Genomic DNA, 12,397 nt, shown 5'->3' with positions numbered 1-12,397 from the left:
CCGGGGACTCCCCGGGGCCTGGGATGCGTAGTCCGGCGCGCACCTACGCGGCGCGCGCGTAGCGCATTACGCACTGCGGCAGCGTGGAATCCCCCTCATTTCGGTGGGTTCCGTCACCGCGGCCCGCCCGGCGGCCCCGCGAGGCGAGCCGCGATCGCGGGCGGTACCAGGCGCGGCCCGACCGCCGACCAGTCGTGCGCCAGCGCGAACCGGCGCGCGCGCGCCACCCGCGCGGGGTCGCCGGCGAGGCCGCGCTCGATCGCCGCCGCGAGCGCGATCGGGCAGCTCGGCGGCACGCGATCGACCACGTCCCCGGGCAGGTCCGCGAGGCCGCCCGCGCGCGTCGCGACCACCGGCACGCCCGCCGCCATCGCCTCGAGGGCGACGACCGGCGTGCCCTCGCTGCGGCCGCCCTCGACCTCGACCGACGGCACCACGACCACGTCGGCCGCCGCGAGCAGCCGATCGCGCGCGGCGCCGCGCACCTCGCCGGCGAACTCGACGCGCGGCCCGGCCGCCGCCCGCAGGCGCGCCGCCTCCGGGCCGTCGCCGGCGATCACGAGGCGCGCGTCCGCGCGAACGCGGGCGAACGCGTCGACCAGCACGTCGACCCCCTTGACCGGCACGAGGCGGCCGACGAACAGCACGGTGTCGCCGCGGCGCGGCCTCCGCGGCAGCGCCGCGAACCGGCGCGCGTCGATTCCCATCGGCGTGACGCCGGCGTCGAGCCCGCGCGCCGCGCGCCCGGCGGCCGCCTCGAACCGCGCGCGCACGGCCGGCGCCGCGAACACGACGCGCGCACCGGCGCGCGCCAGCAGCGCGGCGACCGGCGCCGCCAGGCGAGTGCGCGCGAGCAGGTGGACGTCGCCCGAGTGCGCGACGGCGACGAGCGGCCGCCGCACCAGGGCGGCGGCGACCGCGCCGCACGGCACGAGCCAGTGGGCGACGGCGGCGTCCCAGGAGCGCGCGCGCCGGCGCACCTCGGCCGCCAGCGCAGCCGACCACAGCGCCGCCCACCGCCACGCGCGGCGGTCGCGCGCGAGCCGGTCGGGCGCGCCCTCGCCGTAAAACAGCGCGGCCCCCGGCGCCACGCGCCCCGGCCCGTCGCCGGCGGCCACCACGTCGACGTCGATTCCTTGCGACCGCAACCAACTGACGTGGCCGGCGACGAAGCCGCCCGCCCAGTCGTCCGGGCCGCGCGGAAACGACGTGGTGACGACGCCGATCCGCATCACGGCGCCGGCGGCTCGGCCAGCGCGCGCCGCGCCGCCGGCCGCGCGACTCGCTGCGCCCACGACCGCATCAATACGAACGAGATCGGATACACGACGTGGCGCGGTCGCAAGCCGCTGCGCCACGCGGGGCCGTACACCGGCCGCACGGGCACGTCGACGACGCGCGCGCCGCACGCGTGCAGCCGCGCGAGCAGATCGTTGGGATAGCCGTATCGCGGAAACAGTCGATCCAGGTCGAGCGCGGCGAGCGCGCGCCGCGAGATCGCCGTGTAGCCGCACTGCGAGTCGAACACGCGCCAGTAGCCGCTCGTCACCTTGGTGGCGAACGACAGCGCGATGTTGCCGACCAGTCGCGACACCGGCATCTCGCGCCACACGTCCGGGTGGGCGAACCGATTGCCCTTGACGTAGTCGGCGGCGCCGTCGACGATCGGGTCGAGCAGGCGCGGCAAGTCGGCCGGGTCCATCTGGCCGTCGCCGGCCATCACCGCGACGACGTCGTCGCCGTGGGCCAGCGCGCGCCGGTAGCCGGTCGCGATCGCCGCGCCGACGCCGCGGTTGGCGCCGTGGCGGACGATCTCGACGCGCGGGCCGCCGCGGCGCCCGGCGACGGCGGCCGTGGCGTCGCGCGACGCATCGTCCACCACGACGATGCGGTCCACGTACGCGGGCACCGAGGCGACCGCGGCCTCGATCGAGCGCTCCTCGTTGAACGCCGGCATCACCACGGCTACGCGCAAATGGCGGTACATCGGCGGCTTCTTACCAGAGTTCGGCCGGAGTTTCGCGGCGGCCCGCCACCCGGCGGTGCCGCTGTCACACGACCGTGCTAGCGTCGGCGACACGAGAACGGAGGCACCCCATGGCCGGCGGCGTCAACAAAGTCATCCTCATCGGAAATCTCGGGGCCGACCCCGACATGCGCTACACCCCCAGCGGCGCGGGGGTGTGCGAGATGCGCATCGCCACCAACGAGAGCTGGACCGACAAGCAGGGCCAGCGCCAGGAGCGCACCGAGTGGCATCGCGTCGTGGTGTGGGGCAAGCGCGCCGAGCTGTGCGCCAAGTACCTGTCCAAGGGGCGGCAGTGCTACGTCGAGGGCCGGCTGCGCACGCGGTCGTGGGAAGACAAGGACGGCAACAAGCGCTACACGACGGAGATCGTCGCCACCGACGTGCAGTTCCTCGGCGGCGGCGGGCGCGGCGGCGGCGGCGGCGGAGACTTCCCGCCTCCCCCGGAGCCGGACGGGCCCTACGACAACGGCGGCTTCGGCGGCGGCAGCCCGGACGACGACATCCCGTTCTGAGCGGTGCGGTAGCGCCGGATGCGCGCGGAGCGCGCCGGGGCGCGGGCGCCTGCGCTCGAACGCGCCGGCGGGTGGACCGGCGCGCCGCTCGCCGACTTGCCACGCGACTGCGCGGCCGAGAACTTTCCCCGCTCCGCGCATTTATAGGAAAATCGAGATCTCGTGCGCCCGTTCGCGTCGACCGCCGTCCTGTCCGTATTGGCGCTGGCCGCCGTCGCGCGCGCCGGGGCGCCGTGGCCGCAGCCGGCCGCGGGACCGTCGGCCAGCGGCGACCCCGAACTGCTGCTCACGTTCGACGACGGGCCCCACGAGGAGTACACGCCGCAGATCCTCGACGAGTTGAAACGGCGCGGCCTGCACGCCGTGTTCTTCTGGGTCGGCCGCCGGATCACCGGCGACCGCCGGGGCGTCGACGCGCGGCGGCAGATCGCTCGCCGCGCCGTGCGCGAGGGCCACCTCGTCGGCAACCACACCATCCATCACGCGCAGCTGTGCGCCGGGCCGCGCGAGCGGGCCGCGTTCGAGATCGACGAAAACGCCCGCATGTTCCGCGACCTGCTCGGCATGCCGCTGCGCTGGTTCCGCGCGCCGTACGGGGCCAAGTGCGATCGCGTCCGCGCGATGCTGGCGGCGCGGGGCCTCACGCACTTTCACTGGGACATGGACCCGCACGAGTGGGAGCACCACGACCTGAACCTCACGCTCGCCTACGTCGAGCGCAAGCTGCGCGCGCTCGACGGCCGCGGCGTCCTGCTGATGCACGACACCAAAGCGGTCACCGCGCGGGCGCTGCCGCTCATCCTCGACTGGATCGACCGCGAGAACGAGCGGCGGCTGCGCGCCGGACTGCGGCCGATCCGCATCATTTCCTACGTCGACGTCGCGCGCGAACAGCTCGCGCCCGGCCTGGCGGCGTGGCTGCGCGACGCGGGCGCCGACGCCGCGGAGCTGGCAATGCGGCTGGCCGCGACGATTCCGGGCGACACGGGGCGCGCGACCGCGGCGCGCGCGGCGGGTCCGCGCTGACCGGTCCGGTGCGCGCGAGCGGCTCCGCGCGCCCGGCGCACGGCCGTGCTAGGCTGGCGGCCAAAGGAGGCCGCGTGTTCGTAATTCGTCAATCGTTTCAAAACGATATCGACCAGATTGTCGCCGTCGCGCACCACCTGGACACGATGAACCTCCCGGCCGACCGCCGGCACATCGAGCGCATCGTCGCCACGTCCGAGCGGTCGTTTTCCGGCGACCTCGACCGGGTCGAGCGCGAATACCTGTTCGTCCTCGAGGACACGGGCGCCCGCCGCGTGGTCGGCACGTCGATGATCCACGCCAAACACGGCACGCGCCGCGCGCCCCACGTGTTCTTCCGCGTCGTGCACGAGGAGCGCTACTCGGTGACGCTCGACCGATACTTCGTCCACCAATGCCTGCGCATCGGCTACAACTACGACGGGCCGACGGAGATCGGCGGGCTGATCCTGCTGCCGGACTACCGCGGCCGGCCCGAGTCACTCGGCAAGTTCCTGTCGTACGTCCGGTTCCTGTTCATCGCGATGCATCGCGACGTGTTCCAGGACCAGGTGCTGTCCGAGCTGTTGCCCCCGCTGGAACCGGACGGCACGAGCGCGCTGTGGAACAGCCTCGGTTACCACTTCACCGGGCTGTCGTACCAGGAGGCCGACCTGCTGTCGAAGGACAACAAGGAGTTCATCCAGGCATTGTTTCCGCACGAGCTGATCTACACGAGCATGCTGCCGGAACGCGCGCGCTCGATCATCGGCCAGGTCGGACCCGCTCAGCGCGGCGTCGAAAAGATGCTGCGGCGCATCGGCTTCGAGTACGCGGAGCAGATCGATCCATTCGACGGCGGCCCGCACTTTTTCGCGGATACCGATCAGATCACGCTGGTCGACAACGCGATCCGCGGTCGCGCCGCGACCTCCCCGGCGGACGACGCGCCGTGGGGCATCGTTGCGGTGGAGGGCGACACCGGGTTCCGCGCGGCCTGCGGGCGGTTTTCCGTCACGCCCGGCACCGACGACGTGCGCATCGACGACGCGACGCGCGCGGCCCTCGGCGTCGACCTCGGCCAGGAGGTGTGGTGGGTCGCGCCGTGACGGCGATGGTGGCGGCCGTCGCGGCAGGCGTCGCGGCGGCGGCCGCCGCGGCCATCGCGCCGGCCGCCAGCTGGCAGCCGCTTCCCGAGCTGGTGGCGGCCGCCACCGGCGCCCACACCGGCGCGGCGCGGGGGGCGTCCCTCGTGGCCGACGCCGAGGCGCGCGCGTGGGGCGACCCCGCATCCGGCTGCTTCGCGGTCGTCGACACGGTCGCGGTGCCGGGACCGATCGCGGATCCCGCCGCGGCGATCGCAGACGCGCACGCCGCGTTCGCCGCGGAGCTGTCGCGGCGCGGCGCGCGGATCGGCGGCGCGCGCACCGACCGCAACGAGTCGACCGCCGACATCGAACTCGGATCGCTGCGCGGGCGCGTGCGCGTGCGCGCCGAGTTGGCCGCCGATGGTCACCTGCGCGTCACTGCGGCCGCGTGCGCCTTCAATCCGCGCGACCGCGCGCGGTCCGCCGCCCAATGCGAGCAGTTCTGGTCCACGTTCTGATCGCCGCGGCGCGCATCGCCGCCCCCGGCTACACGTTCACCCCGCCCGCCGACGCGATCGACCAGCCCGCGCTCGCGGATACGCTCGCCGCCACCGTCGGTGCGCAGCGTCACTTCGGCGGCGCTGCCCGGGTGACCGCGCGCGCGTTCGTCGCCCGCGGCCGCTATGCAGTGTACGTGTTCGACATCCGCGCCGCCGAACCCGCCGAGAACCCGACGGCGGCGATCCGCGCCGGTCTCGACGAAATCCGCGCCGCGCCCGCCGACCCGACGTCCCCGATCGCCGCCGGCGAGACCGTGTCGTACCGCGAACGGGCCGACCGCGACGTGGTGACCGCGGCGCTGGTGTGGCGCCATGCCAGCAACGAGACGATCACCCGCGTGCGCGCGTGGCTGTGGATCGATTCCGACGGCCGCGCGCGGCAAGTGCGCGCCGAGTGCGTGGTCGCTGAAGCCGACGACGCAGCGTACGGACCGCGCTGCGACGCGGCGCTTGCCGCCGTGGAGCCGCTCGCGGCGAACCGGAAGCCGCTGCCGCCGATACCGCCCCCGGCGACCACCGCATCGCCGCCGCCCGCGCCGCCCCCCGCGCTCGCGCCGGCGACCGCCCCGGCCGTGGCGGCCGCGGACGCGCCCGCCGCGCCGCTGTACCGCGCGCCGCCGCCGGCCCCGAGCGCCGGCCGATGGGGGTGGATCGCCGCCGGCGCCGCGCTCGTCGCCGCGGCCCTGTACACGGCGCGGCGCGCGCGCCACGATCCCACCGCCCGCGCCGCCCGCGCAAACCGAGGAGATGCCGACCGTGACTGACTCGGACCCGGTCGTCCTGATCGTGGACGACGAGCGAAACATCCGCCGCACGCTTCGCATGGTGCTCGAGGGCGAGGGCTATGTCGCGCTCGAAGCCGCCGACGCCGCCGAGGCGGAGCGCCACCTGCGCGGCCCTCGCCGCATCGACGCCGTACTTCTCGACGTGAAGCTCGGCGACGACAACGGCATCGACTTGCTCGAACGCATGAAGTCGCGCGGCCCCGACGGAGCGCACAACGGCTTCGACCCGGACATCCCGGTCATCATGATCTCGGGCCATGCGACGATCGAAGACGCGGTTCAGTCCACGCGCATCGGCGCGTTCGATTTTCTCGAGAAGCCGCTCGACCGCAGCCACGTCGTGATCACCGTTCGCAACGCGATCGACCGCCGGCGCATGGCGCTCGAGGTCAACCGCCTGCGAGCGACCGTCGACGCGCGCTACGAGATGCTCGGCACGTCGCCGGCGATGCAGGCCGTGCGCCGCCAGATCGCCAAGGTCGCGCCGACGCGCAGCCGCGTGCTGATCACCGGCGAAAGCGGCACCGGCAAGGAGTTGATCGCCCGCGCCATCCACCGCAACAGCCCGGTAGCCGGCGGCGAGTTCGTCAAGGTCAACTGCGCGGCGATTCCGCCGGAGCTGATCGAGAGCGAACTGTTCGGTCACGAGCGCGGCGCGTTCACCGGCGCGATCGCGAAAAAGCGCGGGCTGTTCGAGGTCGCCGACGGCGGCACCCTGTTTCTCGACGAAATCGGCGACATGTCGTTGCCGGCGCAGGCGAAGGTCTTGCGCGTGCTGCAGACCGGCGAGTTCGCTCGGGTCGGCGGCGAGCAGACGCTGAAGACGGACTGCCGCGTCGTCGCCGCAACCAATAAAGATCTGCAACGAGCGGTCGAAGACGGCACGTTCCGCGAAGACCTGTACTTTCGCCTCAACGTCGTGCCGATCCGGTCGCCCGCGCTGCGCGAGCGCCTCGAGGACATCCCGCTGTTGGTCGAGGCGTTCGTGCGGGAATGTTGCGAGGAAAACGGATTTCGGCCCAAGCGCGTGCGGCCGGAGGTGATCGACCGCCTGCGCGCCTATCATTGGCCCGGCAACGTCCGCGAGCTGCGCAACGTCGTCGAGCGGCTCGTCATCATGAGCGACGACGAAATCGGCGAGCACGATCTGCCCGACTACATCCTGTCGGGACAGCGGCCCGTCGCGGCGGCGCCTGCCGCCGGCGGCGAGTTCGACATGGCGAACTATGGCGCGATGTCGCTGCGCGAGTTTCGCGAGCACATGGAGAGGGCGTACATTCGCCACAAGCTCGACGAGTTCGACTGGAACATCTCGCGCACGGCGCAAGCGCTCGGGATCGAGCGGACGAACTTGCACAAGAAGCTGCGCGCGCTCGGTATCCAGCGGGGCGAATGATGCCACCGCGCGCCGCCGCATGCGCTGTCGCCGCCGTGGCGTGGGCCGCGCTCGGCCGCGCGCCGGAGCGGGCGTACGCGAGCGGCAGCCGGCCCCCGCACGACGCCGGCGTCGCCCCGCCGCGCGCAGATGCGTCCGGCGCGGCCGCCGCGTTCGACGCCGCCGTCGACCTGCTCGCGGAATCCGACGCGGCCGCAGCAGCCGCCGCGTTCGAGGCGGTGGCCGACCGGTTCCCCGGCGCGGCCCAGGCGGACGATGCGGTGTACGAAGCGGCGAAGCTGTACGAATCCCGCCTCGGCGATCCCGCGCGCGCGCTCGCCCTGTACGAGCGGCTCGCCCGCGACTACCCGACCAGCCGACTCGCGCTCGCGGCGCGCCGGCGGGCGGATGCCGTGCGCGCCGACCTCGGTCCGGACGGCGGCGGCGCCCGCGCGCTGGCCCGGTTCAACGCGATCGTGCAAGCCTACCCGCAGCAGGGGGACGCGGCGTCGATCGCCGCCGTCGACGCGTTGCTGGCCGAGTACCCCGACTGGCCCGGCGCGCCGCGCGCGGCGCTGTGGGCGGCGCGCGTGTGCGAGCGAAGCGGCGATCTCGCGTGCGCGGCCAGGCGCTACGACGACGTCGCCCGGCAGTGGCCGGATCGGCCGGAGGCGTTCGAGGCGCTGCGCGGGGCGGCCGAGGTGGCGATCGCGCGCGGCGACTTCGCGACGGCGCGCGATCGCATCGCACGCATGCGCGACGACGGCGACTCGGCGCGACTGCGCGCTCGCCAGGCCGCGCAAGACCGCCTCGATCGAGCGGCCGCCGAGCGGCGCTGGTACCGAGCAGCGGTCGCGGCGCTCGCCCTCTCGCTCGCCACGCTGCTCGCGTCGGTCCGCCAGGCCGCCGGCTCGTGGCGCGCCGCGCTCGCGGCGCTGCGCAGACCGCCGACCGAGGCGATCTATCTCATTCCGGTCGCCGCGGCGCTCGTCGCATTCGCGCTCACCGGCCACGAGGCGCTCGCCCCCGCCACCGCCACCATCCTCGGCATCGGCATCGCCGCCGCGTGGCTCAGCGGCGCCGGACTCTCCGTCGACCGCGCCCCCGCGCGCGCCATCGCGCACGCGGCGCTGTCAGCGATCGCGGTCGCCGCCGCGATCTACATCGCACTGCACCGCACTCACCTGCTCGAACTGATCGCGCGCACCGTGCGCTTCGGCCCGGCCCATTGACCGGGTTGCGCTACACTGGCGCCATGCGGCGCAGCGGGCGCGTGTTGGCCGTCAAATGGGGCCTCAATCCCAACTCGTCGAGCCTCGGCGTCGACGTCACCTTCTTGTTGTTCGGCGCGGCCGCCGTGGCGCTCGCGACGCCCGTCGTGGGCGCCCTGTTGCGCCTGCGCCGCGGCCGGGATGCTCGCCGCGCTTCGTAGCCGCCTGCGGCGGCGCCGGCCCGCCGCGCCGCGCCGCGCGCGCGCCGAGCGGTTCGGCGCCATCGCGCAGCTCGTCCGGCCGCGCGCGCTCGTGTTCGTCGACCGCGCGTTCGCGCGCCGCATCGGCATCGACGGCGGACCGCTGTGGGCCGACCCGCGCGACGACGGCGCGGTCGGCCGCTCGCCGCTGTCGGCGCCGCTCGAGGCGCACCTTCAGATCACGAATCGCTGCGGCGCCGGCTGCACCGGCTGCTACACCGGCGCGACGCCCGCGGGCGCCGCCGGCGAGTGGGGCCTCGACGCCTGGAAACGCGCGGTGGACGTGCTGGCCGACATGGGCGTGTTTCATCTCGCGCTCGGCGGCGGTGAGAGCGCGGACCTGCCGTGGCTCGCCGACCTGGCGGCGCACGCGCGCGCGCGCGGACTGGTGCCCAATCTCACCACGAGCGGGCTCAGCGGCGTCGACAACGTCGTCGCCTGCGCGCACCTGTTCGGCCAGATCAACGTGTCGGTGGACGGCCTGCGCGACCGCTACGCCGCCGTGCGCGGGTTCGACGGGTTCGCCCGCGCCGACGCGGCCGTGCGGCGACTGCGCGCCGTCAAGCGCGAGGTCGGCATCAACGTCGTGGTCACCCGTCACAACTTCGCCGAGATCGACGCGCTGTTCGCCTACGCGCGCCGCCGCCGGCTCAACGAGGTGGAGCTGCTCCGGTTCAAGCCGGCCGGCCGCGGTCGCGCCGCGTTCGCGGCGATGACCTGCACCGACGCCCAACACCGCGCGCTGTTGCCCGCCGTGCTCGCCGCGTGCCGCCGCCACCGCGTGCGCGCCCGGCTCGACTGCTCCTACACCCCGATGATCGCGCACCACCGGCCATCGCCGCGGCTGTTGGCGCAGCTCGCCGTGTACGGATGCACCGGCGGCGACTTCCTCGTCGGCGCCAAGGCGTCCGGCGCGGTGACCGCGTGCAGCTTCGCGGATCCGCCCCCCGCGCGACCTCGCGTCGACCGACTGCCGACCTACTGGACCGAACCGGGCGCGTTCGGCACGTTTCGCAGCTGGCGCGCCGACGCCGCCGAGCCGTGCCGGTCGTGCGACTACCTCGAGCTGTGTCGCGGCGGCTGCGCCGTCGTGTCGGCCCACGTCGCCGGCGATCCCCGCGCGCCCGATCCCGAATGCCCTCGTGTGGTGGACAGCCGCCGCGACGTCGGCTCTAATCGGACCGGCGCATGAAGCACATCATGGTCATCAGCGACGCAACCGGCGAAACCGCCGAGCGCATCGTCCGCGCCGCGCTGCTGCAATACGGCGACGTCCCGGTCAACGTGCGGCTGTACTCGCGGGTGCGGCTCGAGACCGAAATGGAGCGCATCGTCGAGCGCGCCGCGGAGTTGCACGCGCTGGTCGTCTACACGGTCGTGAGCGAGTCCGCCCGGGACATGCTGTTTCGCCTGCTCGACCGCCACAACGTCGAGTCCGTCGACCTGATCGGCGCGTTGATGGCGAAGTTGTCGGCGTTTTTGTCGAAACGGCCATCCGGGGTGCCCGGCCTGCTGCACACGATCGGCGAGGACTACTTCCGCCGCATCGAGGCGGTCGAGTTCACGGTGAAAAACGACGACGGGGCAGAGCCGCGCAACCTGCCGAAGGCCGACCTCGTGCTCGTCGGGATCTCACGCACGTCCAAGACCCCGCTTTCGACCTACCTCGCGCAAAAGGGCCTGCGCGTGGCCAACGTGCCGATCGTGCTCGGCGTCGATCCGCCCGAGGACCTGGAACGCTGCGATCAGAACCGCATCTACGGCCTGATCATTCAGGCGCAGGCGCTGGTCCGCATCCGCAAGGCGCGCCTCAAGCACCTCGGCATGCCGGAGGACTCGAGCTACGGCATGCTCGACCACATCGAGCGCGAGATCGAGTACTCGCGCGAGATCTTCCGCCGCCATCCCGAGTGGCCGGTCATCGACGTGACCAACAAGGCGATCGAGGAGACGGCGGCGGACATCCTGCGGCTGCACAAGGACCGCGCCGCCGCAAAGCAGACTGCATAGCGGGAGCCGAACGCGGTCAGTGGGACCGGCGCGCGCGGCGCAGCGCGTCGACCACCTGCGGTGGCATCGGCGCGCGCCGCAGCTCGGCGCGGATGCGCTGGCGCGGCACGGCCCGGCGGGCCGTCGCGCCCGGGATCACGAAGTCGATAGTGATCGAGTTTGCGCAGTCCGTCGCCGGAGGCGCGCTCGGGTCGGCAAAGAACGCGACCAGCATGTCATTGCCGCACGGCGTCTGCAACGACGCGCCGTGGCCGGAGCCCGCGAACACGACGTGCGTCGCACCGGCCAGCGTCTGTGCAGCCAGGTCGCCGAACGCCGGCGGCGTGATCGGGTCGATGGCGCCGCTGGCCAGCAGCACGGGGCCATCGAACGCCACCGGCGCGGCCAACGCGGCCGCCATATCGTGTTTCGGCCACGCGTCGCACGCGTCGGCGAACGCATACCAAGTTCCCTCGAACCGCGAGCGGATCGCGGCCGGTACCGCGGCGTTGGCCCGGTCCGGCGCGTCCGGGTCCGGCGGGTTGAACAGCTCACCACATACGACGGCGTAGTACAGGCCGAGCGACACGCCGCCGCCGGATCGGTCGAGCAACGCGGCGAGCAGCTCCGCGACGCGATCGGTCCGCCGTTCGGCGAGGTCGTGAATCGCGAGCGGCAGCCACGCATACGCACTGCGCGCGTACAGCGCCCGAAACAGCAGGGACGCCCACGTCGACCCGTCGAGTTCATAGCTCATCCCGCCGTAGTCGAACGCGACCGGCTCGTCGTCGAGATCGTCGAGGCTGGCGGCGAGCGCCGGCTCGAGCGCGCCGAACGCCTCGGCACAGGCCGCGTCGGCCGCGCACGCGGCGTCGAGCGCGCGCAGCCCGCTGGTGAACGACGCGGGCACCGCTGCCATCCAGTCCACTTGCGCCGGCACCAGCCCGCCCAGCCACGCCGACCGCACGCGGTCCGGGTGACGGCGCAAGACCTCGAGCCCGAGCCGCGACCCGTACGAGATGCCGTACACGTCGAGCTGCTCGTAGCCGAGCGCGGCTCGCAGGTCGTCGACGTCGTCCGCGTTGTACGCGGTGTTGAACGCGGTCAAGTCGACCTCGGCGCCGACGCCGTCGACGCACTCGGCGAGGTCTTCGCAGTCGAGCGCCGGTAGGGCGTAGCGCGTGCCGCGCTGGGCCAGCACGAGGAAATCGCCCTGCGCACGCAGCCCGTCGAGCAAGCCCGGCACATATGCGAGCCACGCGAGGATCGAGTCGCCGCTGCCGCCGGGACCGCCGTCGAGGTAGATCGCGGCGCGGCCGGCCGCCGCACCGAACACGCGCAGATAGTGGACGCGGATCACTCCCGTACCGGCGCCGCGGTTCTCGCGCACGGCCAGGTCGCCGCACGCATAGTCGTCGCCCTCGGTCAACCCGAGCGCCGGCGGGATGGCGAAGCGGCACGCGGCCGGCTCGGACCTCGGCAAGCCGTCGTCGCCCGCATCGGTCTCGGACCGCCCGGCGTCGGCGCGCGGCGGTCCGCCGGCATCGGCGCGCGGCGGCAAGACTTCGTCCGAACCGCCGCAT

The 12,397-nt window shown here is 73.7% G+C and carries 12 protein-coding genes; 9 read left to right on the top strand and 3 right to left on the bottom strand.

Features of this window, described 5'->3' with window-relative positions; all coding sequences use genetic code 11:
- Positions 1-113 precede the first annotated feature (113 nt).
- Both D6689_03825 and D6689_03820 read right to left on the bottom strand, forming a co-directional pair.
- The gene (locus D6689_03825; protein ID RMH43934.1) at positions 114-1,295 is read right to left on the bottom strand and encodes a glycosyltransferase; all 1,182 of its coding nucleotides are present in this window, start codon (positions 1,293-1,295) and stop codon (positions 114-116) included.
- Complete coding sequence (locus D6689_03820) at positions 1,232-1,987, bottom strand: glycosyltransferase family 2 protein (GenBank protein RMH43933.1); 756 nt, start codon at positions 1,985-1,987, stop codon at positions 1,232-1,234. Before D6689_03820 ends, D6689_03825 begins: the two co-directional genes overlap by 64 nt.
- Before the next feature lie 110 nt (positions 1,988-2,097).
- Here D6689_03820 and D6689_03815 point away from each other — a divergent pair, with 110 nt between their 5' ends.
- From D6689_03815 to D6689_03775, 9 genes are all read left to right on the top strand, one after another.
- Positions 2,098-2,541 carry a single-stranded DNA-binding protein gene (locus tag D6689_03815; protein RMH43932.1) on the top strand — a complete coding sequence of 148 codons (444 nt, stop codon included), beginning with the start codon at positions 2,098-2,100 and terminating at the stop codon, positions 2,539-2,541.
- A gap of 162 nt (positions 2,542-2,703) precedes the next feature.
- On the top strand, positions 2,704-3,567 hold the full coding sequence (locus tag D6689_03810; protein ID RMH43931.1) for a polysaccharide deacetylase family protein: 864 nt from the start codon (positions 2,704-2,706) through the stop codon (positions 3,565-3,567).
- 74 nt (positions 3,568-3,641) lie between these two features.
- The gene (locus tag D6689_03805; protein RMH43930.1) at positions 3,642-4,655 is read left to right on the top strand and encodes an arginine N-succinyltransferase; all 1,014 of its coding nucleotides are present in this window, start codon (positions 3,642-3,644) and stop codon (positions 4,653-4,655) included.
- A complete protein-coding gene (locus D6689_03800; GenBank protein RMH43929.1) occupies positions 4,652-5,152 on the top strand; it encodes a hypothetical protein in 501 nt (166 codons plus the stop codon). The genes D6689_03805 and D6689_03800 overlap by 4 nt, the downstream gene beginning before the upstream one ends.
- The gene (locus D6689_03795) at positions 5,125-5,958 is read left to right on the top strand and encodes a hypothetical protein (protein RMH43928.1); all 834 of its coding nucleotides are present in this window, start codon (positions 5,125-5,127) and stop codon (positions 5,956-5,958) included. The genes D6689_03800 and D6689_03795 overlap by 28 nt, the downstream gene beginning before the upstream one ends.
- Positions 5,942-7,375, top strand: coding sequence for a sigma-54-dependent Fis family transcriptional regulator (locus D6689_03790; protein RMH43927.1), 1,434 nt, complete (start codon positions 5,942-5,944; stop codon positions 7,373-7,375). The genes D6689_03795 and D6689_03790 overlap by 17 nt, the downstream gene beginning before the upstream one ends.
- Positions 7,372-8,586: a hypothetical protein gene (locus D6689_03785; protein RMH43926.1), complete on the top strand. Its 1,215-nt coding sequence runs from the start codon at positions 7,372-7,374 to the stop codon at positions 8,584-8,586. Before D6689_03790 ends, D6689_03785 begins: the two co-directional genes overlap by 4 nt.
- 180 nt (positions 8,587-8,766) lie before the next feature.
- Positions 8,767-10,017: a radical SAM protein gene (locus tag D6689_03780; protein RMH43925.1), complete on the top strand. Its 1,251-nt coding sequence runs from the start codon at positions 8,767-8,769 to the stop codon at positions 10,015-10,017.
- Between the two features lie 8 nt (positions 10,018-10,025).
- Entirely contained in the window at positions 10,026-10,835 is an 810-nt protein-coding gene (locus tag D6689_03775; GenBank protein ID RMH43935.1) for a kinase/pyrophosphorylase, read from the top strand.
- A gap of 16 nt (positions 10,836-10,851) precedes the next feature.
- Here the strand turns inward: D6689_03775 and D6689_03770 are convergent.
- Positions 10,852-12,397: alpha/beta fold hydrolase (locus D6689_03770; GenBank protein RMH43924.1), on the bottom strand; the 1,546-nt coding region annotated here is incomplete at its 5' end.

Source organism: Deltaproteobacteria bacterium (genome assembly GCA_003696105.1).
GTDB lineage: Bacteria > Myxococcota_A > Polyangia > Haliangiales > J016 > J016.
Note: the sequence above shows the minus strand (reverse complement) of the source record. Positions and strands in the feature narration are given on the sequence as shown.

Coding starts and splice junctions, on each gene's coding strand:
- D6689_03820 (RMH43933.1), bottom strand. CDS start 1,987: ATGTACCGCCATTTGCGCGTAGCCGTGGTGATGCCGGCGTTCAACGAG.
- D6689_03815 (RMH43932.1), top strand. CDS start 2,098: ATGGCCGGCGGCGTCAACAAAGTCATCCTCATCGGAAATCTCGGGGCC.
- D6689_03795 (RMH43928.1), top strand. CDS start 5,125: ATGCGAGCAGTTCTGGTCCACGTTCTGATCGCCGCGGCGCGCATCGCC.
- D6689_03790 (RMH43927.1), top strand. CDS start 5,942: ATGCCGACCGTGACTGACTCGGACCCGGTCGTCCTGATCGTGGACGAC.
- D6689_03785 (RMH43926.1), top strand. CDS start 7,372: ATGATGCCACCGCGCGCCGCCGCATGCGCTGTCGCCGCCGTGGCGTGG.
- D6689_03780 (RMH43925.1), top strand. CDS start 8,767: ATGCTCGCCGCGCTTCGTAGCCGCCTGCGGCGGCGCCGGCCCGCCGCG.
- D6689_03775 (RMH43935.1), top strand. CDS start 10,026: ATGGTCATCAGCGACGCAACCGGCGAAACCGCCGAGCGCATCGTCCGC.